We start from the raw sequence: 26,995 nt of genomic DNA on the forward strand, positions 1-26,995 counted from the left end.
GGTGATTTCCGGCCGGAATTCCGGCGTTTCCCCAAAACCAGATCCGGTGCTTACCGGCGGCCGGACGAGCGTGTACGGAAACGGCCGGAGATTGCGTGAGCGGACCCGGCGTGATGGGCCCGGGGAAATGCGCGAGCGCGTGCCGGGGCATGTGAGCCGCCTGGTGACGCGCGCGCCACCGTCCGGCAGTTTTGACTCTTGAGGGCCCTGTGGAGGCGTGGCTTATTGGATGACGCCGACCCGGTGAGAGCCGGGTGTCCCGATCGCCTCGAAGGGGGAGTGGCGTGGTCCTATGCGGTCAGAACGTCCAGTTGCCGGCCGAGCCCGCGGTCCACGCGGTGGTCGGCTCGCACGCGAGCCGGCATCCGGACCGCATCGCGCTGACCCACGGGACCGGGGAACTGTGGAGCTACGGACGGCTCGACGCCCGGGCCAACCAGTTCGCGCACTTTCTCCGCCTCCAGGGCGTGGGGCGCGGATCGATCGTGGGCGTGTGCGCCGACCGGACGCCCGAACTGATGATCGCTATTCTCGGCGTCCTGAAGGCCGGGGCCGCCTACGCGCCGCTCGACCCGACGTACCCCGAGGACCGGCTGCGACTGATGATCTCCCGCCTGGCGCGGATGGATCTGATCGCGGTCACGCCGGAGACCCGCGAGCTGGTGCCCGGCGGCCACCTGCTGGACCTGGTGGAGCTCGGCCCCCGGCTGGACCCGCTGCCGGTCACCGCGCCGGAGGTTCGCACGCGCGGCGACGACCTGTGCTACGTCGTGTGCACATCGGGCTCCACCGGCACGCCCAAGGCCGTCACCGTCGATCATCGCGGCTGGTACAACCTGCTGAACTGGCTTTGCACGGAGTATCGGCTGGGCCCCGGGTCCGGCGGCATGGTGATCAGCCCGCTCGGGTTCGACATCACCCAGCGCGCCCTCATGCTGCCGCTGTTCGCCGGGGCGGCCGTCCACCTGCTGCCGAGCCGTCACTTCGATCCCCGGCTCGCGTACCGGCTGATCGGCGAGCTGGGGGCACGCGCCGTGCACTGCGCGCCGAGCGCCTTCTACCTGCTGGCCGAGCACGAGATGGCGGGCGGCGGCGAGGTGCTGCGCGAGCTCGACCGCGTCTTCCTCGGCGGGGAGCCTCCGGCGGCGAGCCGGTTCGCGGACTGGGCCCGGCTGCCGGGCAACCGGGCGACTCTGGCGAACGTCTACGGCGTCGCCGAGTGCACGGACATCTCCACGGCCCACGTCCTGTCCGACTACGAGTCGTACCTCGCGGGTTCCGTGCCCGCCGGACGGCCCATTCACAACACGCGGGTCCTCGTGCTCGACGACGGTCTCGCGGAGGTCATCGACGGCGAGGTCGGCGAGATCTGCGTGGCGGGCACGGGAGTGGGGCCGGGCTATCTCGACCCGGCCCCCGAGGATGAGGCGCGGTTCGTCACGGTGGAGCGGGACGGCGTTCCTGTCCGGCTGCACCGGACCGGCGACCGCGGCTACGTGTCCGCCACGTCCGAACTGATGGTCGTCGGCCGGGTGGACGCCCAGGTCAAGGTCCGTGGCATGCGGATCGACCTGGGCGACGTGGAGACGGCGATCCGGCGTCATCCCGGCGTGCGGGACGCGGCGGTGCTCGCGCTTCCCGACGCGCGGGGGCAGACCGAGCTGGTGGCGGCGGTGCTCCCGGCGAACGGCCCGATCGAGGGCCGCGGCCTGCGCGGAGACCTGCTGCGGGCGCTGCCGAAGGGCATGATCCCGCAGCGCCTCGTCGAGGTCGCCGAGTTTCCCCTGAGCCCGCACGGCAAGGTCGACCGCCGCGCCCTCGCCCGCCGCCTGCGCCACGACGGCGACGGCGCCCGGGTGTTGTGAGCGGACGAGCACGAGCACGAACGAACACCGAACAAGGGAAAGGTGTGTGCCCATGACCGACACCGGACACGGCGTCGCGGCGCCGAAGATCTCCTCAAGCGCCCACGTCCCGGATGACATCGCCGACGACATCGCCCGCTTCGGGCAGGACGGCTTCGTCGGGCCGATCAAGTTGTACGAGGAGGACGAGGCCGCGGAGCTCATCCGGCAGATCCGGGTCAAGAACCAGGACAGGTCCAACGCCCTCTACGACAACAACGTCAACTACGACAGGCACTTCGACATCCCGGAGCAGGCCTCCCACGCGACCCACCCCACGATCGTCAAGTACCTGACCTCCATCCTCGGCCCCGACGTGCTGCTCTGGCGTTCCGAGTGGTTCCCCAAGTTCCCCGGCTCCAAGGGGACCGAGTGGCACCAGGTCCGCGACTACAGCTACGCCAACGGCAAGCCCCAGCTGCTGCCGACCGAGACGGCCTGGAACGCCTACATCGACATCACGGTCTGGACGACGTTCACCCCCGCGACCAGGGAGACGGGCTGCATGCGGTTCGTCCGCGGCTCGCAGCGGCACGAGATCTTCGACGAGCACAAGGCCGTCGAGATCGGCCGGGCCGAGGGATACGACGTGACGAGGGCCAACACCAGCTTCTTCGGCTACAACTTCTCCGACTTCGCGATCGACCCGAACTGGGAGCCGCGGCCGGAGGACGTCGTCGAGCTGGAGATGCAGCCGGGCGAGGCTGTGATCTTCACGGCCTCCTGCGTGCACGGCTCCCTGCCGAACAGCTCCGAGCGGGAGACCCGGATCGCGATCGCCGGCCGCTACGTGCCCACGCACGTCCGCGTCTACCCCGACCAGGACTCCTTCACCGCGCACGGGTCCACCTTCGACCTGTCCAACTACGGCTGCGTCCTGGTCGCCGGAGAGGACCGGTACCACCACAACCGGCTCCGCGAGGAGACGAACTACGGCGAGAAGTTCCGCCGCGTCTGACGGCCATCGGCAGCCCCGGGCCCGCAGGCCCGCGGCAGGAGGGAACGAGAGTGATCGAGCAGACCATCCACGAGATCTGGGGCAGGGAGCTGAAGCTGTCGGACTTCTCCGACCACGACGACTTCTTCGCGCTCGGCGGCCACTCCCTGATCATGACCGAGATCCAGAAGGCCATCGCGGAGAAGCTGGGCGTCGAGGTGCCCATGGACGAGCTGTTCCGCCAGAACACCGTGCACAAGATCTCCACGCATATCGGATCGCTGCTGGCCGTGTCCTAGGGGGTGCTCCCAGGGAGTGCCCTGGGAGCGTCCCGCACGACCTGGGACACGCCCGCGCGACCTACGTAGTTCATGCCCGGGGTCACGCGGTGGCCGGCTGTCGGCCACGCCCCGGAGACACAGTGAAATGGAGTGGATGTGCCCGAAGAATTCGACGTGCTGGAGCCGGGAGAGCTCTACCGGCTCGACGACGAGAACCGTGAGAGGCTCCTCGTCTCGGCACCGCTGACGTGGGAGTGGTCGAGGACGCTGTGCGCGTCCAAGTCCACCGGCGGCATGGAGGAGTGGGCGAAGAACAAGGGAGAGGCCGCCGAGGCGGAGCCTCTGACGTGTGACTGGTACCACGGCACCTGGCAGTTCCTGCGGCTGCTCAACATGGTCGCGGTTCCGCCGTGGTACGAGTTCTACTCCAAGACCCTGCGCGCGATTCTCCTCGAGCGGCCCGACGCCAACGTGCTCATCTCGGCCGCCGCCGACTTCGGGATGTTCTCGACACTGCACGAGGCGATCTCCGCGTCCGGGGCCAGCCCGACCGTCACCCTGTACGACATCTGCCAGACGCCGCTGCGGGCCACCCAGTGGTACGCCGAGCGGTACGGCCTCACCATCGAGTGCCTCTGCGACAACCTCATCACCAGCCCGGCGATCCCCACCGGTGCGTACGACCTGATCGTGACCGACGAGTTCCTGACCGTGCTGAAGGACCCCGACAAGCCGCTGATCCTGGAGCGGTGGAAGCAGTTCCTCAAGCCCGGCGGCACCCTGGTGACGACGGCGATGATCGGCGGGGTCACCACGCCCGAGCTGCGCGAGGGCTACGCGGCGCGGGCGCGGCGGCTGCTCGACCAGAACCCCGAGCTGTGCGAGCTCACGGGAACCGACCGTGACGAGCTGATCCGCCGCTTCGACGTGTTCGCCGCCCGGCACACCCGGCACATGCTCAAGGACGAGGAGCAGATCCGCTCCCTGTTCTCCGACTTCGACGCGACCTTCGCGCTCACCGTGACCCCGGGCGAGTGCGTCAACCCGACGAGCTCCTACCAGATCGTCGCCAAGAAGAGGGACTGACCGCGTCCTCCCGGCCCCGGCGGCCGGGAGGCCATCAACCGGAGATCGGACCGATGGTCGACATCTATCGAATCCAGCAGTGGCTGTTCGATACGGCGGGAGGAGGATACGACTTCGATCTGGCGAAGAGCCACATGCAGGCCGCCCTCGTCCGCGACGTGACCATCCGGGACACGTGGGATCTCGACTACACGGCGGACCGTGGCCTCGAAACGGTCCGCCGTGCCGTGGCGGACCTGTACGGCCCGCGCGTCCCGGCCGATCGGGTGCTGATGGCGAACGGGGCGCAGGAGGCGCTCTACCTGTTCTACCGGTGCCTCCTGGCCCCGGGCGACCACGTCGTCACCACCGTGCCCGGCTGGCAGCAGTCCTGGGTGATACCGCGGGAGATCGGCGCCGAGGTGTCCCTGATGGTGTGGACCCCCGGCACGCCGTTCGACGTCGACGCCCTCGACAGGCTGGTCCGGCCGGGCACCCGGCTCATCAGCCTCGTCTCGCCCGGCAACCCGTCCGGATGCCTGATCGACTCCGGCACCTGGACCGCCCTGATCGACATCGCCGAACGGCACGGCATCTGGATCCTCGTGGACGAGGAGTTCCAGGTGAACCTGCAGGAGTCGGTGGTCAACCGCTATCCGCGCGCGGTGTCCGTGGCCGGTCTCTCGAAGGTCTACGGACTGCCGGGCCTGCGTGTGGGCTGGGCGGTCGCCGGCTCGGAAGAAGGCGGCGCCGTCATCGAGGACATGGTCAACTACAAGCGTTATCTCACGATGTGCAACTCCTCGCTGTCCGAGCGGGTGGCGCTGGCCGCACTGACGGACCGGTCCGCGCACGTCGAGCGGTACCGGGGCCTGCTGAGCCAGGGACGGCAGATCCTCGACCGGTTCGCCGCCGACATGGCGGACTCGCTCCAGCTCGTCCCGCCGGTGGACACCCCGTTCGCGTGGTTCAACCTGCCCGGACCGATCTCGTCGGCGGAGTTCGCCGAACGGCTCCTCAAGGAACACCGGGTGCTCATCATGCCCGCCGAGGTGTTCGGGGCCGAGCGTGGCTTCCGGCTCACCTACGCCCGTCCGCTGCCGGTACTCGAACCGGGCCTGGACCGGATTCGGACCCTGATCGGTGAGGTCGCCGGAGCCGCGCGACCATCGGGACGGGTGCGGTGAGCGCAGTCGGCGAGCCGGGGCTCCGGGAGGAGGACAGCGCGCCCGCCGGGCACCGTGCGGCGCGCGGCCGGTTCCTCCTCCGCGGTGTCCGGCTGCCGATCGTCGTGGCCCTCCTCGCGGCGGCCGCGGTGCTCGCCGGCGTCCGGGCCGGCGCCCTCCCCTCACCCTCCACCGGGGTCGACCCGCTCGCCCGGTTCCTCATCGCGGTGGTCGTCGTACTGGTGGTCTGCCACCTGTTCGGCGGGCTGCTCGAACTCGCCGGCCAGCCGCCGGCGATCGGCGAGATCCTCGGCGGCCTGGTCCTCGGGCCGTCCGCGCTCGGCCTCCTCTGGCCGGAGGGGCAACGCTGGCTGTTCAGCCCCGAAGTGGTGTCCGTCCTGGGACAGACCGCGCAGCTCGGCCTGGTGACGTTCATGTTCCTGGTCGGGTACGAGCTGCGGCTGGACGCGCTCAGGACCGACCGCCGCGCCGTGGGCCTGGGCCTGGTCGGCTCGCTGGCGCTGCCGCTCGTGCTCGGGGCCGCGGCCGCGACCCCCGCCTACACAATGCTGGCCGGACCGGACGTGCCCCGCGTCACCTACGTGCTGTTCATGGCGCTGGCCCTGTCGATCACGGCGCTGCCGGTGCTCGCCAGGCTCCTCACCGACCTCGGGCTGACCGGCAGCAGGACCGGCACGCTCGCGCTGGCCTGCGCGGCGGGCGGCGACGTCGTGGCGTGGACGGCGCTGACCCTCGTGCTCGCCCTGCGGGGGGACGCGGGCTGGGCCCAGGTGGTCTCGACCGCCCTCGTGGTCCTCGTGCTGGGCCCGGTGGCCGTTCCGATCCTGCGCTCCGCGCTGGCTTGGGCGCTGCGCACGCTGGCCGGGACGTCCCGCGGCGCCCGCCTCACCCTGCCCGTCCTCGCCGCGGGGGCGACGGCCTGCGGCGCCCTCACCCAGGTCCTCGGCCTCCACCCGGTGATCGGGGCCTTCCTGTTCGGCGTCGTCGTCCCGCGGGACATGCCGGTCGTCGAGCGGGCGGTCACGCAGCTGCACGGCTTCGCGGTGGGCCTGCTGCTTCCTCTGTTCTTCGCCGGAGTCGGGCTCCAGGTGTCGGTCGGCCTGCTCGACCACGGGAGCGCGCTCCTGGTGTTCGCCGCAATCACCCTGGTGTCGACCGCCGCCAAGATCTTCGGATCCGCCCTGGCGGTACGGCCGGCCGGGCTGAACCGGTCGGAGGCGCTCGGTTTCGGAGCGCTGATGAACTGCCGCGGCGTGACCGAGATCGTCGTGGCCCTGGTCGGCTGGGAGAACGGGATCGTCAACACGCTCGCGCTGACCATGCTGGTGCTGCTGGCCCTGTTGGCCACCGCGGTCACCGCGCCGCTGTTGCGCGTCGTCGGCCGGCTCGACCGCTGACGCCCCCATCGGAAAGGTGCCTCATGTCCCTGGCGATGGCAGACGTGGTGAGGATCCTCATCGCGATCACGCTGCTGGTGCTGCTGGCCCATCTGGGCGGTCACCTGTTCGCGCTGCTCCGCCAGCCGCCGGTGATCGGCGAGATCCTGGGCGGGCTACTGCTCGGACCGTCGGTGCTCGGCTACTGGGCGCCCTCCGTAATGGACCGGCTGCTGCCCGCCACCGGCCCGACCGCCGCCGTGCTCGGCGCGTTCTCCCAGCTCGGCCTGGTGTTCCTGATGTTCCTCGCGGGCAGCGAACTGCCACGCGGAGGCTCGCCCGCCGAGCGCAGGACCGTCCTCATGGTCACGGTGTCCGGCCTGACGCTGCCGTTCGTCGCCGGGCTGGTGATCGTCCGGTTCCTGGACACCGCCCGGCTCTCCGGGCCGCACGGCTCCGCGACGACCGTGACCCTGGTGTTCGGCATCGCCGTCGCCGTCACCAGCATCCCCGTCATCTCCCGGATCCTGCTGGACCTCGGGATGCTGAACACGCCGTTCGCGCGGATCGTGCTGTCCGTCGCCGTGCTGGAGGACATCGCGCTGTACGTGGTGCTGGCCGTGACCCTCGGGCTCGTCCAGGCCCGCTCGGCCGACTACGGGCTGTGGGCACTGCTCGGGTCCGACTCCATGACCTGGAGCGCGGTTTACCACGTCGGCGTCTCGATCCTGTTCCTGTCGGTCTTCCTGTTGTGGGGCGGCCGTATCTTCGGCTGGCTCGTCTCGATGCGGTTCAACGGTCTCGAACGGCGCAGCCCCGTGGCGTTCCGCGTGCTGTTCCTGCTGGCCCTGGTCCTGTGCGCGGTGGCGCTCGGCATCAACGCGGTCTTCGGCGCCCTCGTCGCGGGCATCAGCGCGGCGCGCGGAGACGCGGGTGGGGGCACGAGAACCGGCCGCACCTGGGACTCGCTGCGCCAGTTCCTCCTCGGCTTCTTCGTGCCCGTCTACTTCGCCCTCGTCGGCGTCCAGTTGGACGTCATCCATCACTTCCCCGTGCTGATCTTCCTCGTGTTCTTCGTCCTGGCGTGCGCGGTGAAGGTGGCGGGCGTCTGGATCGGCGCGCGGCTCGCGGGCCGGGACCGGGAGACCTCCCTCGATCTCGCCGTGGCGATGAACGCCAGGGGTGGCCCGGGCATCGTGCTCGCCGCCGTCACATTCGGGGCGGGAGTGATCAACGAGGACTTCTTCACTATCCTCGTCGTGTTCTCCGTCGTGACCTCGCAGCTCGCCGGCATCTGGCTCGACCGGGTCCATCGCCACCGTGGCGGAAGCGGCCTCACGCCCGAGGCGCCGGCCGACGCCGCCGTCGGGGGTGGCGACCGGCGGGACGCGGCGGCACCGATCGCACGCGCACAGAAAGGGAATCCATGACGGAATCCATGACCGGAAAGCACGGAGCGGAACCGGTGTCGGTCGACGAGGTGGCCCGCGACCTGCCGGGACCCTGGCAGCCGCGCGATCTCGTCTTCGCGAACGACGCCGTCGTGCGCATCGCGCTCTTCGAGGGCGAGTTCCCGTGGCACGTGCACGAGGAGGACGAGCTCTTCCTCTGCTGGGACGGCACCTTCCGGATCGACCTCGACGGCCGCGAGCCGGTCACCATGCGTCGCGGCGACCTGTTCGTCGTGCCGAAGGGCGTGCGCCACCGGCCCGTGGCCGCCGAGCGGGCGCACGCGCTCATGCTCGAACGGCCGGAGACCAAGCAGTACGGCAACTGAGCGGCACAGCGGGTGAGGGCGCGCCGGGTCTCACGGACGGTGGAGGTCGCCCTCGGCCTTGGCGATCCGGGTGACCGCGTCGGTCAGCTGACGGGCCGGCAGGGAGAAGGGAAGGCGGAGGTAACGCTCGAGGGTGCCGTCGAGACCGAACCGGGGGCCCGGCACGAGACGGACCGCGTACTGCTCGGCCGCGTCGGCCAGTGCCGTGGAGACGGGGCGGTCGAGCGTGACCCACACCGACAACCCGCCCGGCGGCGCCGTCCAGCGCCAGTGGGGGACGAGGTCGCCCAGCGCGTCGAGCAGCGCGTCACGCCGGCGCCGGAACTCGCGGCGCCGCCGCGGCAGCAGCTGCTCGACCCGCTGGAGCAGGTGGGCGGCGGCGAGCTGTTCGAGGACCGGACCGGCGAGGTCGACGCTGGACCGGGACGTGGCCAGCTCCGCGACCCGGGCCTCGCTCGTCCTCAGCCACCCCACCCGCAGGCCGCCCCAGAAGACCTTGCTGAGCGAGCCCACACTGACGACGTTGTCGCCGGGGTCGAGAGCCGCGATGGGCGGAGGCGCGGTCTGGCCGTCGAGGGCGAGTTCGCTGTTCGTCTCGTCGATCAGCAGGATGGTGCCGTACCGCTGCGCGGCGGCCACCAGGCGCACCCGTTCGGCGGCGGACATGACCGCGCCCGTCGGGTTGTGGAAGTCGGGGATGAAGTAGGCGAGCTTGGGGCGGGCCTGCGCCATGGTGCGCACGACGTGGTCCATGTCCCAGCCCTGCGGGGTGACCGGGACGCCGATGAGCCGCGCCCCCGTGCGGCGCAGCGCGTCGATGGCGTTGGGGTAGGAGGGCTGCTCCACCATGACCGTGTCCCCCGGCCCGACCAGCGAGCGGGTGACGAGATGGATGGCACCCTGGGAGCCGGCGGCGGCGAGGATCTGCCCGGCGCGGGTGTCGGCGCCGCGCTGGACGTAACGGCGGGCCACGGCCTCGCGGAGACAGGAGATGCCGGCGGGGTGATAGCCGTGCGCGTTGCCGCCGTCCGCCCCGCGCAGCTGGGCCGGGAGCAGTGCGGCCGCGGCGGTCACCGCCTCCAGCACGGCGTCGGTGGCGGGCTCCGCCACGGCGATCGCCAGGTCGAGCAGGTCGGGAGCCGCCCGCAGGTTGGGCGTGATCGGGCCGACGTTCCGGTTGATGCGCGTGGGGACGGTCGTCCAGCTGCCGGCGCCCCTCCGGCTGACCAGCAGGCCGTCCTCACGTAATCGGGCGTAGGCGCCGGTTACGGTCGACCTGCTCACGTGCAGGGCCACGGCCAACTCACGTTCGCTCGGCAGCCGGGTGTTCACCGTCAGCCGTCCGTCGAGGATGAGACTGGCGAGGCACGCCGAGAGACGCTCGTGAATCAGACCGTGCCCCGCTTGCTGCCACCCGTCCAGGAGCCGCGCCAGCGCCGGAGCTCCTGTGCTCACAGTCATGAAGGCCAGTTTATTTCGATTGGCTGTGCGAATCAACGCATGGGCCTATTAAGGTTGACCTCAAAGGTAATCGAGGTGACCATCGGGGGGTCATGCGCTCGCGGTTTGAAGAGAAAACGGACCGTTACCACGTGTGAGGACGGCCCGTTGTTCCGGGATAAGGTCGCCCCGTGCGACGGCCGTGAAAGCGAACGAATATCGGGCCGTCCGGGGTGGATAGTCCCGCCGCCGCCAATGGGGATTGGCGCCGGCCGGACGACTGGTCCCCGGAGGTCGCCGCCGGGCTGTCAGTCGCATGGGGGAAGCGATGATTTCGCATTGTCCGGTGTGCCGCGACGTACCGCCCGGTGTGCGGAAAGCGCGGACGGCATCCCATTCCGTTCCGTGACAAACGGGCCCAGCGGGCACTCTCGACCAGGAGGTCACGGTGAGTGTATGTGGAGCGCAGCCGGTCGTTGACTATGCCGGTGCGCTGACGCGCGTCGCGGAACTCACGGCGCGGCAACTCGACGTGTTCGAATGCCTGGGCAGAGGGATGTCGAATCGGCAGATCGCCGCCGGCCTTGGTATCAGCGAGTACACGGTCAAGGTGCACATCGGCAAGATAATCGACGTGCTCGGACTGGATTCGCGCCTGCAGATAGGCATCGTCGCCTACATTCACATGACCGGGTGTTCCTGCGGAGTGGCGGAGCACGGCGCGGTCGTGTGAACGGCCGGCCGATCCGGCCGCGAACGGTGCCGCGGTATTCCGGCGGGCCGTTTTCCCGTGACGGCCGAATTCGATTTCCACGCCGCCGCACGGTCGCGTGCCGTGGGCCCGGAACCGGCGCGGCGGCCGGGCGGTCCGCGGGCGGGCCGGCTGATCGGGCAGGCTCTGATGGTCAGACCCGATCAGCCAGGGCCGATGGGGCAGGGGCCGCCCGGGCCGTTCGAGCCGTTCCGAGTAAACGACCGCATCGCGTCCGGCGTGGACCCGGGATGCCGGTCTGATTCGGATGGATGACGTTACGGGATGGAACATCACGGAACGCAGTCGAACGCCATCGAATAATCCAAAAGTCTGATTGTCTGCAGAACTTCCTGCTGCGACGATGTATAGCGCAAGGGCCACACCGCATGACGGTGCATATCCCCGTGATTCTGCATGCGCAGGTGAAGCGGCTTCGCCGTGACGACGTTCTTCCGTCCGGCGGACGGGGGCCCAGCCGTATTTCCTGCCCCGCATTCCAGTAGTCGGGAGTTGATGGCGCCATGAGCATTTCTCCTCCGATGAGCGTCGACGTACGCAGCAGGGCCGGTGTGCTGCGTGCCGAATACGCCGAGCGGCTTCCCTCCGTCCTCCAGCCGCTCCTCACGTGGATCACAGGGAAGGCGGCGGCGGGGGAGCGGCCGCCGCGGACGGTTCTCCCGGGCGCCCTCAACACGGCGGCGTCCATGGCGCAGTGGCCGCTCAGCGTCGCGGCCACCGTCGCGCTGCTGATGTGGAACCCCGTCGCCGGGACCCTGCTGCTGCCCCTGACCTGGCTGCTCGGAGTCAACGCGCTGCGCAGGCTGCAGGTGGTGATCGGCCACCACGCCGTGCACCAGGAGATCTCCGAGTCCTCACGGGTCAACTACTGGATCCAGGTGGTGGCGAGCGGCGAGTCGTTCGTGCACAACTGGGAGGACTACTTCGAGGACCACGTCCGGGGGCACCACAGCCGCAAGGTGTTCACCACGGCCACCGACCCGGACGCCGAGCTGCTGCTGCACCTGGGTTTCACCCCGGGCATGGAGGAACGGCGGCTGTGGCGGGTGCTCGCCAGAACAATCATCGGCCCCCGCTTCCACTTCATCTTCCTGAAGGCGCGGGTGCGGACGAACTTCGTCACCGCGCCCTGGCACCGCAGGTTCGTCGGCGCCGCGTGGCTGGGCGCTCTGGCGCTGGTCGGGGTTCTGGTGCCCTGGCAGGTGTTCGTCCTCGCGGTCCTGGTCCCGATGTTCCCGCTCTACCACGTCAGCGCGCTGCTGCAGTTCGTGTCGGAGCACGCGTGGCTCGCCGGCGACCGGGGCCCGGTGCGCAGCTCGGAGGAGTACGCCCAGCGCTGCTGGGGCCGGTTCAGCATCGAGCCGCTCCCCGCGCGGACGCTGCCTCCGGTGGCCCGTGCGCTCGGCTGGACCCGGTGGGTCCTGAAGACGCTGCTGGTGCAGGTGCCCATCCGGTTCGGCGTGCTCGCCGGGGACCTCCCGGTGCACGACTATCACCATCTGTATCCCGCTGACCATGATTGGACAAAAGCGTTCTGGAGCCGTCAAAACATTATCGATCACAATGACGCGCGCGGGATGGGCGAACGGGAATTCTGCAATCTCGCCGAGGCGATCGGTGAGGTCTTCCGCGGGTTGCAGTACGGCGAGCGGCATGTAAGAATGGCTGCGCCGTCCCGTCGGTGAAGTTGTGATGCGCCGGTTTCCCGCGGTTGAGAGGGCCTGATGTACGCGGATAACAGCAAGAAGTTCGTGGCCGTGCTGAACAAGCGCTTTCCCGTGCCGGTGCTCATGAACGCGCTCGGCCATTTGGCCAGCGGGCTGGGGGGAATCGTCCCGTCCAGTGAGACGGAATTCCTTGAGTATCCGTGCCCGGCGGGCGACTTCGTCTCCTCCATCAGCCGGTACCCGTTCATCGTGCTGCGGTCCGACAACGGCAACCAGTTGCGCACCCTGGCCGCCGCCGCGGGCGAGCAGGGGCTGCCGAGGAACGTGTTCACCGAGACCATGCTCGGCTCCTCGGCCGAGGACCAGATCAACGCGACCAAGAACGCGAGCGCCGAGGAGCTGGAGTACATCGGGGTCCTGGTCTTCGGTGACGCCGAGGTGCTGCAGCCGCTGACCAAGAAGTTCTCCGTCTTCAAGTGACCGGCCCGCCCGGCTCGCGGCCGGGCGGAGCCTCTCCGACGCCTGCTTCCGCCCGGGTCGGCCCATGCCGGCCCGGGCGTTGGCGTGTGTCCTGCCACTCACCGGCGTTCGGCCGGGGAGCGGTCCCCTCGCCGATCACGCTGTCCCGATGCCGGGCGCCCTCTCCGGCCGCCGTGCCGTGTACGGAGCGTGTTCGCCCTTCCTGTGGCAATTGCGTCATTCGTCCTTAAAGGTGGCCCCTGACGTGCGCAGTTGGAGTTCCGTCCTACCGGTATGATCGGAATTGTGCAGGCCACTTTTCCGCAATTGGCGGTCAATTCTGGCATACGTCCTGATTAGTATGGCGTCGGTACCGATGGCGGGCATCTCTGGCAACCCGTCATCCGTCCGACTGGCATCAGGGGGAGCCGGTGATCGCGAGTCGCCTCAGCGTGACCGCGCCGCCACAGCCGTAATCCTCGGCAATGCGCCCTGCCCGGCGGACGGGCGATATCGCGGCCGATTACGTTGACTTCAGAGGTATTCGTGAGCGTCAAGCTTGACAACCGTGAACAGAGCCGTTCACGCGTGCAGGACGTGCGGGCGGCGGCGCGCGACACGGTGCCCGTGGCGATGGGATACCTTCCCCTGGGCTCGGCCTACGGAATCCTGCTGACCCACAGCGGGATCCCCTGGTACTGGGCTCCGATCTCGTGCCTGCTGGTCTTCGCGGGCTCCATGCAGTTCCTCTCGGTGAGCCTGCTGTCCACGGCGGCCGCGTTGCCGCAGGTGGCGCTGGCCACGCTCGCGGTGAACTTCCGCCACGTGTTCTACGGCCTGTCCTTCCCGCTCGACCGGATCCGGAGCCGTCCGGCGCGGGCCTACGGCGTCTTCGCGCTGACCGACGAGACGTACTCGCTCGTCGCCGCCCGCGCGGACGGGGAGCTCAGCGGGCGGCGGATCACCTACATCCAGCTGCTGAGCCACGCGTACTGGACCGGCAGTTGCACCCTGGGGGCCCTGGCCGCGTACGCGCTGCCGGCGGGCCTGAAGGGACTGGACTTCGCGCTCACCGCGCTGTTCGTCGTGCTCGCGCAGGAGTCCATCTACCGGCAGCGAAATTTGTTATCGGTGGTCATGGGGCTGTCCGCGAGCCTGATCACCGCGCCGTTGATGCGCGACAACTTCCTGGCCATGGCGATAGGGATCTTCTTTGTCATGCTGATCGTTTCGTACCTGACGCAGAGGCGGTCGCGCGGATGACCGGATCCATGTACCTCCTGAGCGCCGTCGTCGTGATGGGCGTGGTGACGCTGCTGCTGCGGCTGGCCCCGTTCGTGGTTCTCGGACGGTTCGCCGATCACCCCCTGGCCCGGTATCTCGGGGTGATGATGCCGACCGGGGTCATGGTGATCCTCGTCGTGTACAGCCTCCAGAACGTGGACTTCCTCACCGCTCCCTACGGGGCCCCCAGCCTGGCCGGCGTGGCGGTCACCGCCGGTCTGCACCACTGGCGGAGAAATCCCATGCTCAGCATCGTCGGCGGAACGGCCGTCTACATGCTGCTGCTCAACCTTCTGTCCTGAGGCACGGGCCGGCCCGCGTCCCCGGGCACGTCCGGGCGGCCGTGATCGTGGTTCTCCTCCGACCAGCGGGCCAGTGGGACGAGCGCTCTGACCAGTCCCTCGCCCCGGTGGGTCAGCCGGTACCGCACCCGCACCGGGATGTGGTTGGAGTGAACCGTGCGGGATACCAGGCTGGCCTCCCGCGCGAGGCATAAAGCACGGGACAATTGTTTGCTGTCCATCTGCGTCTCGCGGGCGAGCTCATTGTGGCCGAGTGATCCACTGGCGAGTGCCTGCAAAATCGGAAGCATTCCACGGCGCGCCACCAGATTGAGCACTCTGTCGACAGAACCGGGATCGGCAGTGAGATCGCGGATACTCTCCGTCATGTCGCTTCCCCCTAAGCAGACCGCACTTGTAATGGCGGATCGAGCATAAGTTGTTGCTCCCTGATCGTGCAATATGTTCCTTTTGTCTATTACGCTACGGCAACGGTATACTTCCGTTACGGCGGTGCCGCCCTTTCGATATCCGATAATTCGCGGTCGAGCTCATGTCGTGTCATGTCAACCGCGACAGTGCGCGACTCGGTCGCGTGGAGGCCGGGGCGGGCATCACGCAGCGTGACGGATGCGGGGTCCGGAGGGGGCTCCGGGATCTGCGGACCGGCGTCGCGAGAGTGGAGAAGCGCGTTCGGCCGGAAAACGCCGTCGGCGGGAAACGTTGTCGCCGGAAACGTCGCTGCCGGAAACACTGTCGCTGGAAACGCTGACCGCCGGAAAACACGAAGACCCGGCCCCGCGGGGCCGGGTCTTCGTCCCGGGTTCACGTGATGGTGGGCGATACTGGGATTGAACCAGTGACCTCTTCCGTGTCAGGGAAGCGCTCTCCCGCTGAGCTAATCGCCCTCTGCCGTGCCACGGCCAGGAAACCAGAGGTGGAGACGGGATTTGAACCCGTGTACGCGGCTTTGCAGGCCGCTGCCTCGCCTCTCGGCCACTCCACCGGGTCAAGCTCCGAGCGGAAGACGGGATTCGAACCCGCGACCCTCACCTTGGCAAGGTGATGCTCTACCACTGAGCCACTTCCGCGTGCGGTCCTCAGCCGGACTCACGAAGAGCACTTTATCCAATCCCTGCCGACTACCCAAATCGGCGACGGTCATGCCGTGGCCGGCGCCGACGGGCCGGGGGCGAGGCCGCCCGGCGGGGGCGGGGGAGCGGTCTCCGCCCACCTTCGGTTGTAAGGACCTAACCTACGATACGTTGGTTACCTGACAGGGTTCCGGTACGTAAGAAAGTGGGACGATGCGCGACAACGAGGTCGTGGCCGTCGGGCCCGAGCCGCTGGCTTTCGATGACATCGTCCGGGTCGCCCGGCACGGTGCGGCCGTACGGCTGACGGACGACGCGATCGCGGAGATGGCCGCCTCCCGCGGCAGGATCGAGGAGCTGGCGGAGGGCGACACCCCCGCGTACGGCGTCTCCACCGGCTTCGGCGCCCTGGCCACCCGGCACATCGATCCCTCGCTGCGCGCCCGGTTGCAGCGCAGTCTGGTCCGCTCGCACGCCGCGGGGTCGGGCCCGGAGGTAGAGACCGAGGTCACCCGGGCCATGATGCTGCTTCGCCTGCGTACGCTCGCGTCCGGGCACACCGGCGTGCGGCCGAAGACGGCCCGGGTGCTGGAGTCCCTCCTCAACGCCGGAATCACGCCGGTCGTCCACGAATACGGCAGCCTGGGCTGCTCGGGTGATCTCGCCCCGCTCTCGCACGTCGCCCTGACCATCATGGGGGAGGGCGTGGTCCGGGACGCGTCCGGGCGTCTCCGGCCTGCGGGGGAGGCGCTGAAGGAAGCGGGCGTCGAGCCCGTCGAGCTGGCCGCGAAGGAGGGGCTCGCCCTCATCAACGGCACGGACGGCATGCTCGGCATGCTGGTGCTCGCGCTGCACGACCTCGACCGGCTGCTCAGGACGGCGGACGTCACGGCGGCGATGAGCGTCGAGGCACTGCTCGGCACCGACTACGTCTTCGCGGCCGACCTGCAGGCGCTGCGCCCGCATCCGGGCCAGGCCGCGGCGGCGGCCAACATGCGGGCGCTCCTCCGCGACTCCGGCGTCATGGCCTCCCATCGGGACGGCTCCTGCACCCGCGTCCAGGACGCGTACTCGCTGCGCTGCGCGCCGCAGGTGGCCGGCGCCGCGCGGGACACGGCCGCCCATGCGGCGACCGTGGCGGCACGCGAGCTCGCGAGCGCCATCGACAACCCGGTCGTGCTCGCGGACGGCAGAGTGGAGTCGAACGGCAACTTCCACGGCGCCCCCGTGGCGTACGTGCTCGACTTCCTGGCCATCGCGGTGGCCGACACCGCGTCGATCGCCGAGCGCCGGACCGACCGCATGCTCGACGTCGCCCGCAGCCACGGCCTGCCGGCCTTCCTCGCCGACGATCCCGGCGTGGACTCCGGGCACATGATCGCGCAGTACACGCAGGCGGCGATCGTGTCGGAGCTCAAGCGGCTCGCGGCGCCCGCCAGCGTCGACTCCATCCCGAGCTCGGCCATGCAGGAGGACCACGTCTCGATGGGCTGGTCGGCCGGGCGCAAGCTGCGGCGGGCCGTCGACGGCCTGACCCGTGTGCTCGCCATCGAACTGCTGACCGCCGCCAGGGCCCTCGATCTGCGCCGGCCGCTCGAGCCCGCCACAGGCACGGGCGCTGTCGTGCGGGCGCTGCGCGAGGCCGTGGCCGGGCCGGGACCCGACCGCTTCCTCGCCCCCGAGATCGAGGCCGCCGTCCAGTTCGTGGCCGACGGCTCGGCGGTCGCGGCGGCCGAGAGCGCCGTCGGGCCCCTGTCCTGAGGCCGTTGGCGATGGCGGGGGCGGCGCCGGCAGTTGTCCGCGGCCCCGCCCATGGGCGTGCGCCCGGAGCGCCGCAAAGTTGCGACAATGGAGCGGTGCACGACGCGTTCGCCCACGTCGGAGGGTTTCTGGCCACGGGCCTGCGAGAGGTGACCGGCGATCTCGGCGCCCTCGACGGCTCCGGATGGTGGGCCGTCGTCGTCTCCTACGAGGGCAAGGTGACCTGCGCCCGCTTCGACGAGGTCAGGCGCGCGCCGCTGCCCCGGCCCGCCGGCCCCTGGCGCGGCCCGGCCCGGACGGCCTGGCGAGGCTCGCTCGACCAGGACGCGTACGAGAACGGCGTGCGGCGCATCAGGGACCACATCGAGCGCGGCGAGGTCTACCAGGCGAACCTCTGCCGGATCCTGTCCGCCGAGCTCCCGGGCCCGGCCGATCCGCTCGCCCTCGCGGCGCGGCTCGCGAGGGGCAACCCCGCCCCGTACGCGGCGATGATCGACATTCCCGGCCTGACGGTCGTGTCGGCCTCGCCGGAGCTCTACCTGTCGCGGGCGGGCGACGTGATCGAGTCAGGGCCGATCAAGGGGACCGGCGCGACCGCGGAGGACCTGCTCGACAAGGACTACGCCGAGAACCTCATGATCGTCGATCTCGTACGCAACGACCTGGGCCGCGTGGCCGAGGTAGGCTCTGTGACGGTGCCCTCGCTCTTCGCGATCGAGGAGCACCCCGGGCTGGTGCATCTGGTGTCGACCGTACGCGCCCGGCTGGACGGGGGAGCCGGCTGGCCGGAGCTGTTCGCCGCCACCTTCCCGCCCGGATCGGTGACGGGGGCGCCGAAGTCTTCTGCGCTGCGCATCATCGACGAGCTCGAACCGGAGCCCAGGGGCCCCTACTGTGGGGCCGTGGGCTGGGTCGACGCCGACCGGCGCGAGGGGGCGCTGGCCGTCGGCATCCGTACCTTCTGGATCGAGCGGGACACGATCCGGTTCGGCACGGGAGCGGGCATCACCTGGGGTTCCGACCCTCGGCGTGAGTGGCACGAGACCGAGCTGAAGGCGGCCAGACTGATCGGGCTCGCATCCGTGGACGACGACGGGCCCTGACCACACGAACGGAGCGAAGATGGCGGAACTCATCTGGATCAACGGGGAGCTCCACGAGCCCGGTAAGGCCGTGGTGTCGGTCTTCGACCACGGGCTGATGGTCGGCGACGGGGTGTTCGAGACGATCAAGGCGACGGGCGGCGAGTCCTTCGCCCTCACCCGCCACCTGGACCGTCTCGCGCTGTCGGCCAAGCGGATGGACCTCCCCGAGCCGGACCTCGGCGCGATCGCCGACGGCGTGCGCCGGTGCCTCGACGCCGCCCCGAAGTGGCCGCTCGGCCGGATCAGGATCACCTACACCAGCGGCCCGGGCCCGCTCGGCTCCGACCGGGGCTCCGACGGCACCACCACGGTCATCATCGTGGGCGAGCAGCGGCCGTTCCCCGCCACCGCCGACGTCACCGTCGTCCCCTGGCCCCGCAACGAGCGGGGCGCCCTGACCGGGGTGAAGAGCACCTCCTACGGCGACAACGCCAAGGCCCTCGCGTACGCGAAGGAGCGGGGCGGCGCCGAGGCCATCTTCGAGAACCTCGCCGGGAACCTCTGCGAGGGCACCGGCAGCAACATCTTCATCGTGACCGGCGGCCGGCTGATCACCCCCACGCTGGCCTCGGGCTGCCTGGCCGGCGTCACCAGGGCGCTCACCCTCGAATGGTGCGGCGGCGAGGAGACCGATGTGCCGATCTCGGCGCTGTACGAGGCGGAGGAGGCGTTCCTCACCTCCACCACCCGCGACATCCAGCCCATCCGCGCCGTCGGCGACACCGTGCTGCCCCAGGCCCCCGGCCCGATCACGCTGGCGGCCATGAAGGCCTTCGCCGAGCGGTCGGCGGGCGACGTCGACCCCTGATGGCCGGCCCGTGCCGTAAGGCCGCCGTGTCTGAACGCTGAGCCGCCTTCTCCGAGCGGTCTTCTCCGAGCCGCCTCCTCTGGGCCGATCCGATCGGGTCGGCCCAGGGCGGCACGTCACGCGTGTCGAAGACCCCGGCCGGTGGAACCGGTCAGGAGCTCCAGAGCATGTTGGTGAGCTCCTCGTCGAGGTCCATGTAATCGGTCTCCCGGCCGGCCGCGACAAGCTCGTAGGTGCGGTGCAGGAACTCTGTCAGCGGCGCCAGGGGCACCTCGAACAACGCCTGGCCGAACGGCGAGGTGAGACTGATGTTGAGCGTGCGCTCGCCGTCGGAGCGGGCGGGCCAGACCTGGACGTCCCCGTCACCCACACGGCGGACGATACCTACGGTCAGCAGCTCACGGGCGAAGATCCACTCGACCGGCTCGTCATTCCCCACGTGGAAGGCCATACGAATGGCGTACGGGTCCTCGGCGGTGTAGCTGAGCCCGGCCAAGAGGGGGACGGTCGTACGGTCGGGGACCACAAGCCGAAGGCCTAGCTCGGCAGAGACGGTGGTGCTGTTCATCGTCAGCCAAACCTTTTCGTCGTCGGGTCCCCATGTCAGGGGCTTTCACTGGGTGGACGGCCTTCGCCCGCTGTTCATGCGTCTCGGCGAACGAAGAGACCCGTAGGAAAGATTCCGCCTCCAGGCCCGTCTGTAACGCACATCACAGCTTGACATTCGGTCATCTACCTGCTCAAACATCGTCAACAAGCACGATATTGCCTCTGCTTCACGTGTCCCCGGCGCTGTCATGGGCCAGCCATTGCGGGCGAATGATCTTAGGTAGTGCGTATGGGTCGAGCATGGAGCATCACGATGCTATGACACCACACCGCCGGGCCGCGGACTGTCGCGCCAACCTCTCACCGGTGTCGCGTACCGAAACGGTTGGGACGGTGGTCTCCGTCGCTTCGCCATGACCCCGCCGGGTGCGGTATGGTTTTCCCGTCGGCGCCGAGAGGCCGCCGGACATCCCGGGCGATTAGCTCAGCGGGAGAGCGCTTCGTTCACACCGAAGAGGTCACTGGTTCGATCCCAGTATCGCCCACCAGCATCACACAGGTCAGAGCCCGGAAGACATCCCCGTCTCCGGGCTCTTCGCTTGTCCGTACGCCCGCCGTGCGTCACCCCGCGCCCATGCCGCACGCACAGCGTCATGGGCGTCCGGCGCCAGGTGGCCGCACTTCCACGTCGTCCGGGATCGGCATTTCGGCGACGGCATCGAGCCATGGCATGGAGTGGCGTCCGTGACCGTCGGGGTGATGGGAGCGCGCGCCGGGCGACAGGATGCAGGCGATTGGGGCGAGGCGGCACAACGCCAGTGGCATCCCGGAACGGTCGTGGAGCCGCCTGGACCGACGCGACGGGCGGATCCGTCCCGGCGGGTCAGGAAGACCTCGACGAACGACGCGTAGCCGGAGCCGTAGTACTCGAACTCCGCGTGCTCGACGACCGATTCGGGACCTCGGTTGAGATCGGCGACCACCTGGCGCAGGTAACCCTTCACGGCCTCGGCCCCATCCGCCCAGGTGCCCTCACCGCACGTCGACTCGTCCTGGGAGGCGCGGATCTGCGAGTTGGGATGGAGAAGGAGGGCATCGACGGCCGCAGGTACGTGATCGTCATTGGGCATGCCGATAGCCTTCCCGTCGACGCGAGTTGATCGTGGTGGCGGAACATGCCGCTTCTCGCGTTTGCGGAGCGGTTTATTTCCGGTCGGTGGAGAATCTGGAGATCACGAGGGGTGGCTTGGCCCTACTGGCGGCTCCAGCGAAGCCAGCCTCCGTGACGCTCTGGAGCTCTACTTCGAGGACGAGCCACTTCCCCAGATCCCGCAGCAGCCGATTGTGGCGCCGATCGAGATCCGTCGCTCGGCATGAGCCCGCGCCAGTTTCCGGTCTGCTCCGGCACCGATGTCGTGCGTGCGCTGGAGAAGTGTGGCTTTGAGGTCGTTGCCACCAGGGGCAGCCATTGCAGCTGCGCCAGGACGCCGAAGACGAGAGTCGCACAGTGATCGTGCCATTGCACGACACTCTGGCCGTCGGAACGCTCGCCTCCATCGTGCGGCAGGCCGGCCTTACTTCCGAGCGCCTACGCGACCTGCTGTGATCGTGCGTCGGCCGCCGCGTTCCGTCGGCAGTCCCTGTCACCTGTGCGCGACGGACCATTGGGTGACGAACTGAGTTACAACAACTACGGACGCCCATAGAACCGTACAGACGTCCCGTGGACGGTTCGCCCAGGTCAAGGACGCTTCGATGGCACGTCGGCGTTGTGGCCGATCTGCTTCACATCGAAGAGGTCATTGGTTCGATCCCAGTATCGCCCACACGATCGAGGCCCGTCGAAGACACGACTCCAACGGGCATTTTCGCCGTTCAAGGATTTGGCTCTAGCCATCGCCCTCCTCTCGGCCGAGATCAGCGGTGCTGGCTGCGTCGGGCGCCCGGGGCCGATCGGGAGCGGGAGTCAGCGAAAACGGTTGAGCGTCGTGGACATCCGCTCGCGTCCGATGAGGCGTGCCGCGTCGTTCACCGGGGCGCCGTCGGAGACGAGCCATGCGGCGTAGCAGTGCAGCAGGTCGTGGAATCGCAGACCGGAGGAAGAGCGTCCGGCGGAGCGGACCGAGGTGCTGAGATCGCAGAACGGCCAATGCCCTCGACTCCATGCCGAAGTGCGTGCAGCCCGTCGCTTGGGCAGTTATTCCACCACCGGCTCGGCTCGGCATCTCCGACGTCATATGTTTCTGAAGGGAGTCCTGTGGCATCCATCAAGGACATCGTCTTCGACAGCCCTCATCCGGCTTCGACCGCCCGATTCTGGGCGGAGGCCCTGGACGGCTACGAAATTGCGCCGTACGACGAGGAGGAGCTGGCACGGCTGCGCTCCATGGGCATCAACGACCCGGAGGACGACCCCACGGTCCTGCTCGTCCACACCGAGGGCAGGCTGCCGCGCATCTTCTTCCAACTCGTGCCAGAGAGCAAGCGGGTCAAGAACCGGGTTCATCTCGACCTGGACGCCACCGATGCGGTCGCAGAGGTCAAACGGCTGTGTGCGCTGGGGGCAACGGTTCAGGCCGAGCGTGAGGACTGGATCACGATGCAGGATCCCGACGGCAACGAATTCTGCCTCAGGCGTTCGTGACCGGAATCACGTCCCCGCCATGAGGAGCAGCGGGCTTCCGGTGCACACCTTGCAGCTCCGCTCTCATGGCATCATCGCCGCCCTGGCTGACAAACTCCTCGAATGTCCCACCGCTTCATGGCGCAAACGATTACGCGACCCGCTGTGATCATGCGGCCGCGGTCGACGAGCCTCACCACCCAGACTTGCTGGCCGGTCCGGACCGTGTGTGGCCTCGAGCCGTGAATGTCCCATGGCGGCACGGAACCCCCGAGGCGGTCGAGGATGAATGGTTCATCTGCCGCGACTCGACAGCGGCGAGGCCGAGGCGGTGTGATGAGGCCGTTACCACAGCCGATCCCGAATTGTGGGGGGCGAAAGACGGTCGCTCCACGGCTGGGCGTACCCCTCATGTCTCGCGTCATTGCCTACCGGTCCGCGCGGTGGGACGTTGTGCGCATGCGACGTGCTGTGTCGAGGCGGTTGGGCGTGGCCGGTTTCCTGGGCGCGCTCGCGATCGTAACGGGTACCGGGTGGCCGGGTGGCTTCGCCACGGCGAAGGCAATGGCCACGGCCACGCCTTCCGCCAGTCCGGCACCGTCCCCCACCGGCGGCTCCGAACTGGTCTACGTGGCGAACGTCCACGGTCCGGTGACGGCCTATCAGGCCGGGAGCACGGGTGCCGTGTCGCCGGTGCGGCTGCTGGCCGACCCAGGCGACCCGAACACCTACTGGGGACCGTGGGGGATCGCCTTCGACACCGGCGGGAACGCGTACGCGCAGAGCTTCCTCTCGGACGCGACCACCTTCGTCTACCCACCGGGAGCCACGACGCCGAACCGGATGTTCCGCGTCGCCGGGCCGGATTCCCGGGCGGTGGCGGTAGACACCGCGGGGTACGCGTATGTGGAGACCGGCCAGGCCGAGGCGGTGATCGCGGTGGCCGCGCCTGGAGCGAGGGGCACGGCCGCGAACCTCTATACGGTGCCCGCGGTACGCCAGATCCCCCTGGACGAGACGACGTTCCGCCCGTGGCCGGGCGTCCTGACCACGGACACGTCCGGACATGTGATCGCCGCGGTGATGCGTTCGACCGGCAACGCGGTGGAGTTCTTCTCCGGCGGCCCGTCCGGCAGCTCCACACCGGTACGGGTCATCGCCGGGCCGCACACCGGCCTGGGCAGCTGCTCCAGCACCTGCGACCAGCTCGCGGTCGCCTACTCCGCCTTCACCGGCCGGCTCTACGTCGCCGTCAGCCAGGGCCAGCAGACCCACATCAACGTCTACGCGGGCACCGCGAACGGGGACGCAACCCCGGTGCGCGTGATCTCCGGCTCGGCGACCGGCCTGGCTGGAAAGGTGGTCACCGGCATCGCCGGCAGTCAGGTCGACGGCACCATCTATGTGCTCACCAAGGCGGCCCAGTTCGACAGCCCAGGCAGCATCCTGGCCTTCGACCGGCTGGCCGGCGGCAACACGCCGCCGCGGCGTACCTTCACCGACAGCGGCACCGGACTCCGTGACGGGCTCGGCATCGCCGTGTCATTCGCCCACTGACCCCGGCCAGATTCAGCCCGGCGTGACATCGGGCGGAGTCGCCCTGGGGAGTGCTCCCACGATCACCCACCACGTCCGTAAAGTTCAGGAGCCGGATCCCACCACTTCCGCGAAGTTGGTGCGGCCAACCCCGTGCACCTCGGTCACGGTGACCGGGGGGCGATCCCGTCGAACAGGCGGTACAACGCCCGCCGGAACCGTTCGCCCGGCGTCGAGGTCGACGGCGTCCCAGCGCAGGCCGACGCGTTCACCGCAGCGGAGGCAGGTGCCGGCGGCGAGGCGGACGAGCGCCCGATAGCTACCGGGGACGTGGGGGCGTGCCCGGCCAGGTCCTCACGGCTGATGATCCGGTCGTCGCCCGCCTTGCGTCGCCGCTGGGCAGCCGCACGCCCTCGCATGGGCTGGCGCCGATGATCCGGTCACGTACGGCCGACTTGAGCACGGTCGACGGCGGCCTACCACTGCCGCTGCGGCGGACGATCGATTGTTACGGCGTGTTGCCCTCTATGGCAGAGTATGACCTTTTCGTGGTGATCCGAGCGGATTTGCGTGCCCGATTGGGTACAGAAGGGGAGAAGGTTGGCATGCTGTATCAGGCGTGATCGACCCTACGGCTCACGGATCGCTCAGGCGGACCGGTCGTCGTGGCGATTGGTCGTGCTGGCGTATACAGCGTGATGTGGGTCGGGTATCTGGGGATAGCCGCGCCGGTATCGGTGCCGTGGCCATGCCCCGCATCTGTGGCAGCGCACGCGAGGTATGGCGAGCCCGTCGTGACACCGGCGGTCCCGGCGGTCCCGGCGGTGAGAGGCGGGGGCGCTCTGTCGACGGGAGCATCCGCGGGGGACGCCCACGGTAATCGGGGGTTCTCTCAGTGTCATGGATATCGGGGCAGAGATGGCGGGTCTTTCGCGACACGTGGCGGACGCAGCTGTGGCCGCTCCCGACGCTGGGGGTGCTCGCGGCGATCGTTCTAGGGGTGGGGCTACCGGGCCTTGACGCGCGGATCGACTCCAGATTGCCCTCCAACGTCGCCGGCTATCTGTTCACGGGTGGGCCAGAGGCGGCCCGTACGGTCCTGTCAGTCGTCGCGGGTTCGCTGATCACCGTGACGTCGCTGATCTTCTCTTTGACCGTGCTGACCCTGCAGCTGGCCAGCAGCCTGTACTCTCCCCGGCTGTTGCGCACCTTCACGGGTGACCGGCTCGTTCAACTCACACTGGCGCTGCTGCTCGCGACGTTCACCTACTCGGTCACGGTGCTCCGGACGATACGCGCCTCAGTGGGTGAGATCTCCGCCTTCGTGCCGCAGATCTCGGTGACGACGGCGTACGTGCTCCAGCTGGCCAGCGTGGTCATGCTCGTCGTCTTCCTGGCGCACCTCGCGCGGCAGCTCCGGGTGGAGTCACTCATGAGAAGTGTGCACAGCGAGACCACCGAGACAATACGCCAGGTCCTGGACGTGAAGAGCGCGGACGGTTTCCTGACCGTGCCGGAGACGGGGTTGGCGGTGCTGTGCGTGCGCTCGTCGGGCTTCCTCCTCTCGGTTCAGAGCAAGAAACTCCTGGCCGCAGCCGTCGAAGCCGATGCCGTCGTCGTGCTCGACCGCGTTCCGGGAGACTCTCTCATCGCCGGCACTCCGATCGCGTTCGCTTGGGCCTGCGGCCGGCATCGCCCATTACCGAAGGAAGCTGTGGCCCGGTTGGAGGATCGCATGAACGCCGCGGTGCAGACGGGGTTCGAACGTACCCTCGCCCAGGACTTCGTTTTCGGGCTCCGCCAGCTCATAGATGTCGCGGTGAAGGCGTTGTCGCCGGGGATCAACGATCCGACGACCGCGGTACACGCTCTGGGCCACACCTCGGCTCTGATGTGCGATCTGATGGATCGGGATCTCACGCCGTGCCTCCTGCGGGACGACGAAGGGCAGGACCGAGTGATGCTCCGGCGCCCGAGCCTGTCCATGTTGCTGGAACTCGTGGTCACGGAACCCAGGCATTTCGCCGCCTCCGTTCCGGAGGTGCTGGCGCGCTTGTTCATGATGCTCCGCGAGATGGCATGGCGTGCCCGCCGGCCGGAGTACCTGCGGGCCATCGGTGCCGAACTCGGACGCCTGCGGGCGACGGTCGAGAGGCAGGATTTCGATCGGGTGGAACGCGAGCGGCTGGATTCGCTGGCGACGTCCGTGGAGGAGGCATTGACCGGCAGGTGGGCGCCGGCGAGACCGTCCTGATTATGTGGACGAGCACACAAGGACGTACCGATCCGTGCGATACGCGCATCGAGGTCGGTACGACCGGTAGCCGCCCCCGAAGTCGACACTCGGGATAAGAAGGTCCGGGGACTGGAGGGCGAGTCCTGAGCTGACGCTGCGGCCCTGCGGTGATCCTGCATCCGGCACGTTGCCGCTCACGAAAAGACGACCTGCGTGTGTTTCGGCCGCCGAAGTGTGACAGGAATGCGCTGTGAGATTCGACTCAGTCTACGCATGTTGACCGAACATCGGGTGATCGATACTGTCAATTCAGTCAACCGCTGTTGGTCGAGATGGATTTTCCCGCGAGTGCCGCTCGCCTTCATTTCGGTCGACAAGGTGCGGCAATTTCGGACGCACCATCGGAAGTGTTACCGGACGTCGACCAGTCGATCGTCGACGTCGGCTCTCGTCACGCACGCTCCTTCCCGATGGTGGCAGACCTCGAACGACGTGGGAAAGCCGGCACCTGGGTGGTTGACGGGACATCTGTTACGGCGCGGATATCGCGCACTACGCAGGGGAGAAAGAATGCGCACGTTCGCTCGACGACTGGTCATTCTGGGCGTGTCGGCGGCCGCGGTGTCGGCGCTGGCCGGCTCTCCGGCCCAGGCCGCGACCAACCCCTACACGCCGGCACTGGCCTGCAACAACGACTTCGGCGGCAACTGGGCCTCTACGACCGACGGACACCGGACGATCAACAACCTGAGCGGCGCCAAGATGGGCGACGTCTACCTGATGTACAACAGCGCGACCGGCGACAACTGCGTG

25 protein-coding genes, 4 tRNA genes and 1 pseudogene are annotated in these 26,995 nt (G+C 68.9%); 24 read left to right on the forward strand and 6 right to left on the reverse strand.

Annotated elements, in window-relative coordinates:
- Positions 1 to 284 precede the first annotated feature (284 nt).
- The 8 genes from JOL79_RS18760 to JOL79_RS18795 all read left to right on the forward strand — a co-directional run bounded on the left by JOL79_RS18760 (position 285) and on the right by JOL79_RS18795 (position 8,527).
- Complete coding sequence (locus JOL79_RS18760) at positions 285 to 1,865, forward strand: amino acid adenylation domain-containing protein (protein ID WP_210157114.1); 1,581 nt, start codon at positions 285 to 287, stop codon at positions 1,863 to 1,865.
- A 52-nt stretch (positions 1,866 to 1,917) separates the two neighbouring features.
- Positions 1,918 to 2,862: a chlorinating enzyme gene (locus JOL79_RS18765; RefSeq protein WP_210157115.1), complete on the forward strand. Its 945-nt coding sequence runs from the start codon at positions 1,918 to 1,920 to the stop codon at positions 2,860 to 2,862.
- A 50-nt stretch (positions 2,863 to 2,912) separates the two neighbouring features.
- The gene (locus JOL79_RS35080; RefSeq protein ID WP_210157116.1) at positions 2,913 to 3,140 is read left to right on the forward strand and encodes an acyl carrier protein; all 228 of its coding nucleotides are present in this window, start codon (positions 2,913 to 2,915) and stop codon (positions 3,138 to 3,140) included.
- A 138-nt stretch (positions 3,141 to 3,278) separates the two neighbouring features.
- Positions 3,279 to 4,208, forward strand: coding sequence for a class I SAM-dependent methyltransferase (locus tag JOL79_RS35490; protein WP_210157117.1), 930 nt, complete (start codon positions 3,279 to 3,281; stop codon positions 4,206 to 4,208).
- A gap of 53 nt (positions 4,209 to 4,261) precedes the next feature.
- The gene (locus JOL79_RS18780) at positions 4,262 to 5,374 is read left to right on the forward strand and encodes a pyridoxal phosphate-dependent aminotransferase (protein WP_210157118.1); all 1,113 of its coding nucleotides are present in this window, start codon (positions 4,262 to 4,264) and stop codon (positions 5,372 to 5,374) included.
- Positions 5,371 to 6,771: a cation:proton antiporter gene (locus JOL79_RS18785; RefSeq protein WP_210157119.1), complete on the forward strand. Its 1,401-nt coding sequence runs from the start codon at positions 5,371 to 5,373 to the stop codon at positions 6,769 to 6,771. Before JOL79_RS18780 ends, JOL79_RS18785 begins: the two co-directional genes overlap by 4 nt.
- A 23-nt stretch (positions 6,772 to 6,794) precedes the next feature.
- Positions 6,795 to 8,180, forward strand: coding sequence for a cation:proton antiporter (locus JOL79_RS18790; RefSeq protein ID WP_210157120.1), 1,386 nt, complete (start codon positions 6,795 to 6,797; stop codon positions 8,178 to 8,180).
- An 8-nt stretch (positions 8,181 to 8,188) separates the two neighbouring features.
- On the forward strand, positions 8,189 to 8,527 hold the full coding sequence (locus tag JOL79_RS18795) for a cupin domain-containing protein (RefSeq protein ID WP_230985006.1): 339 nt from the start codon (positions 8,189 to 8,191) through the stop codon (positions 8,525 to 8,527).
- A gap of 30 nt (positions 8,528 to 8,557) precedes the next feature.
- Here JOL79_RS18795 and yczR read toward each other — a convergent pair whose 3' ends face one another.
- Positions 8,558 to 9,988: a MocR-like transcription factor YczR gene (gene yczR, locus JOL79_RS18800; protein WP_210157122.1), complete on the reverse strand. Its 1,431-nt coding sequence runs from the start codon at positions 9,986 to 9,988 to the stop codon at positions 8,558 to 8,560.
- A gap of 427 nt (positions 9,989 to 10,415) precedes the next feature.
- Here yczR and JOL79_RS34140 point away from each other — a divergent pair, with 427 nt between their 5' ends.
- From JOL79_RS34140 to JOL79_RS18825, 5 genes are all read left to right on the forward strand, one after another.
- Entirely contained in the window at positions 10,416 to 10,700 is a 285-nt protein-coding gene (locus JOL79_RS34140; protein WP_210157123.1) for a response regulator transcription factor, read from the forward strand.
- A 542-nt stretch (positions 10,701 to 11,242) separates the two neighbouring features.
- Positions 11,243 to 12,424, forward strand: coding sequence for a hypothetical protein (locus JOL79_RS18810; RefSeq protein WP_210157124.1), 1,182 nt, complete (start codon positions 11,243 to 11,245; stop codon positions 12,422 to 12,424).
- A 39-nt stretch (positions 12,425 to 12,463) separates the two neighbouring features.
- Positions 12,464 to 12,886 carry a DUF2000 domain-containing protein gene (locus JOL79_RS18815; protein ID WP_210157125.1) on the forward strand — a complete coding sequence of 141 codons (423 nt, stop codon included), beginning with the start codon at positions 12,464 to 12,466 and terminating at the stop codon, positions 12,884 to 12,886.
- A 525-nt stretch (positions 12,887 to 13,411) separates the two neighbouring features.
- Entirely contained in the window at positions 13,412 to 14,128 is a 717-nt protein-coding gene (locus JOL79_RS18820; RefSeq protein ID WP_210157126.1) for an AzlC family ABC transporter permease, read from the forward strand.
- Positions 14,125 to 14,451, forward strand: a complete 327-nt coding sequence (locus JOL79_RS18825) for a branched-chain amino acid transporter permease (protein ID WP_210157127.1) — start codon at positions 14,125 to 14,127, stop codon at positions 14,449 to 14,451. Before JOL79_RS18820 ends, JOL79_RS18825 begins: the two co-directional genes overlap by 4 nt.
- On the opposite strand, the gene JOL79_RS18830 is transcribed toward JOL79_RS18825, so the two are convergent.
- The 4 genes from JOL79_RS18830 to JOL79_RS18845 all read right to left on the reverse strand — a co-directional run bounded on the left by JOL79_RS18830 (position 14,421) and on the right by JOL79_RS18845 (position 15,521).
- Positions 14,421 to 14,819, reverse strand: coding sequence for a winged helix-turn-helix transcriptional regulator (locus tag JOL79_RS18830; protein ID WP_210157128.1), 399 nt, complete (start codon positions 14,817 to 14,819; stop codon positions 14,421 to 14,423). The two genes, JOL79_RS18825 and JOL79_RS18830, sit on opposite strands and share 31 nt — an antisense overlap.
- A 444-nt stretch (positions 14,820 to 15,263) precedes the next feature.
- Positions 15,264 to 15,338 (reverse strand) — tRNA-Val (locus tag JOL79_RS18835).
- Positions 15,339 to 15,365: 27 nt separating this feature from the next.
- A tRNA-Cys gene (locus tag JOL79_RS18840) sits at positions 15,366 to 15,436 on the reverse strand.
- Between the two features lie 13 nt (positions 15,437 to 15,449).
- Positions 15,450 to 15,521 (reverse strand) — tRNA-Gly (locus tag JOL79_RS18845).
- Between the two features lie 216 nt (positions 15,522 to 15,737).
- Here JOL79_RS18845 and hutH point away from each other — a divergent pair.
- From hutH to JOL79_RS18860, 3 genes are all read left to right on the forward strand, one after another.
- Complete coding sequence (gene hutH / locus JOL79_RS18850; RefSeq protein ID WP_210157129.1) at positions 15,738 to 17,285, forward strand: histidine ammonia-lyase; 1,548 nt, start codon at positions 15,738 to 15,740, stop codon at positions 17,283 to 17,285.
- Positions 17,286 to 17,380: 95 nt separating this feature from the next.
- Entirely contained in the window at positions 17,381 to 18,388 is a 1,008-nt protein-coding gene (locus JOL79_RS18855) for a chorismate-binding protein (protein WP_307848603.1), read from the forward strand.
- 19 nt (positions 18,389 to 18,407) lie between these two features.
- Entirely contained in the window at positions 18,408 to 19,238 is an 831-nt protein-coding gene (locus JOL79_RS18860) for an aminotransferase class IV (protein ID WP_210157131.1), read from the forward strand.
- A gap of 151 nt (positions 19,239 to 19,389) precedes the next feature.
- On the opposite strand, the gene JOL79_RS18865 is transcribed toward JOL79_RS18860, so the two are convergent.
- A complete protein-coding gene (locus tag JOL79_RS18865; protein WP_210157132.1) occupies positions 19,390 to 19,806 on the reverse strand; it encodes an SsgA family sporulation/cell division regulator in 417 nt (138 codons plus the stop codon).
- Positions 19,807 to 20,260: 454 nt separating this feature from the next.
- On the opposite strand from JOL79_RS18865, the gene JOL79_RS18870 reads away from it, so the two are divergent.
- The 8 genes and pseudogenes from JOL79_RS18870 to JOL79_RS18905 all read left to right on the forward strand — a co-directional run.
- Positions 20,261 to 20,335 (forward strand) — tRNA-Val (locus JOL79_RS18870).
- A 270-nt stretch (positions 20,336 to 20,605) separates the two neighbouring features.
- Positions 20,606 to 20,947 carry a hypothetical protein gene (locus JOL79_RS18875; RefSeq protein ID WP_210157133.1) on the forward strand — a complete coding sequence of 114 codons (342 nt, stop codon included), beginning with the start codon at positions 20,606 to 20,608 and terminating at the stop codon, positions 20,945 to 20,947.
- Between the two features lie 308 nt (positions 20,948 to 21,255).
- On the forward strand, positions 21,256 to 21,393 hold the full coding sequence (locus tag JOL79_RS18880) for a type II toxin-antitoxin system HicA family toxin (protein ID WP_372446790.1): 138 nt from the start codon (positions 21,256 to 21,258) through the stop codon (positions 21,391 to 21,393).
- Positions 21,394 to 22,044: 651 nt separating this feature from the next.
- Complete coding sequence (locus JOL79_RS18885) at positions 22,045 to 22,431, forward strand: VOC family protein (protein ID WP_210157135.1); 387 nt, start codon at positions 22,045 to 22,047, stop codon at positions 22,429 to 22,431.
- A 438-nt stretch (positions 22,432 to 22,869) separates the two neighbouring features.
- Complete coding sequence (locus JOL79_RS18890) at positions 22,870 to 23,967, forward strand: hypothetical protein (RefSeq protein ID WP_210157136.1); 1,098 nt, start codon at positions 22,870 to 22,872, stop codon at positions 23,965 to 23,967.
- 317 nt (positions 23,968 to 24,284) lie between these two features.
- The gene (locus JOL79_RS18895) at positions 24,285 to 24,569 is read left to right on the forward strand and encodes a hypothetical protein (RefSeq protein ID WP_210157137.1); all 285 of its coding nucleotides are present in this window, start codon (positions 24,285 to 24,287) and stop codon (positions 24,567 to 24,569) included.
- Positions 24,570 to 24,841: 272 nt separating this feature from the next.
- Complete coding sequence (locus tag JOL79_RS18900) at positions 24,842 to 26,200, forward strand: DUF2254 domain-containing protein (protein ID WP_307848605.1); 1,359 nt, start codon at positions 24,842 to 24,844, stop codon at positions 26,198 to 26,200.
- Between the two features lie 552 nt (positions 26,201 to 26,752).
- Positions 26,753 to 26,995: pseudogene (locus JOL79_RS18905) on the forward strand (hypothetical protein); the annotation flags it as partial.

It is taken from the genome of Microbispora oryzae (assembly GCF_017896165.1).
Classification (GTDB): domain Bacteria; phylum Actinomycetota; class Actinomycetes; order Streptosporangiales; family Streptosporangiaceae; genus Microbispora; species Microbispora oryzae.

Coding starts and splice junctions, on each gene's coding strand:
- JOL79_RS18765 (WP_210157115.1), top strand. CDS start 1,918: ATGACCGACACCGGACACGGCGTCGCGGCGCCGAAGATCTCCTCAAGC.
- JOL79_RS18780 (WP_210157118.1), top strand. CDS start 4,262: ATGGTCGACATCTATCGAATCCAGCAGTGGCTGTTCGATACGGCGGGA.
- JOL79_RS18790 (WP_210157120.1), top strand. CDS start 6,795: ATGTCCCTGGCGATGGCAGACGTGGTGAGGATCCTCATCGCGATCACG.
- JOL79_RS18795 (WP_230985006.1), top strand. CDS start 8,189: ATGACCGGAAAGCACGGAGCGGAACCGGTGTCGGTCGACGAGGTGGCC.
- yczR (WP_210157122.1), bottom strand. CDS start 9,988: ATGACTGTGAGCACAGGAGCTCCGGCGCTGGCGCGGCTCCTGGACGGG.
- JOL79_RS18810 (WP_210157124.1), top strand. CDS start 11,243: ATGAGCATTTCTCCTCCGATGAGCGTCGACGTACGCAGCAGGGCCGGT.
- JOL79_RS18815 (WP_210157125.1), top strand. CDS start 12,464: ATGTACGCGGATAACAGCAAGAAGTTCGTGGCCGTGCTGAACAAGCGC.
- JOL79_RS18825 (WP_210157127.1), top strand. CDS start 14,125: ATGACCGGATCCATGTACCTCCTGAGCGCCGTCGTCGTGATGGGCGTG.
- JOL79_RS18830 (WP_210157128.1), bottom strand. CDS start 14,819: ATGACGGAGAGTATCCGCGATCTCACTGCCGATCCCGGTTCTGTCGAC.
- hutH (WP_210157129.1), top strand. CDS start 15,738: ATGCGCGACAACGAGGTCGTGGCCGTCGGGCCCGAGCCGCTGGCTTTC.
- JOL79_RS18860 (WP_210157131.1), top strand. CDS start 18,408: ATGGCGGAACTCATCTGGATCAACGGGGAGCTCCACGAGCCCGGTAAG.
- JOL79_RS18865 (WP_210157132.1), bottom strand. CDS start 19,806: ATGAACAGCACCACCGTCTCTGCCGAGCTAGGCCTTCGGCTTGTGGTC.
- JOL79_RS18890 (WP_210157136.1), top strand. CDS start 22,870: ATGCGACGTGCTGTGTCGAGGCGGTTGGGCGTGGCCGGTTTCCTGGGC.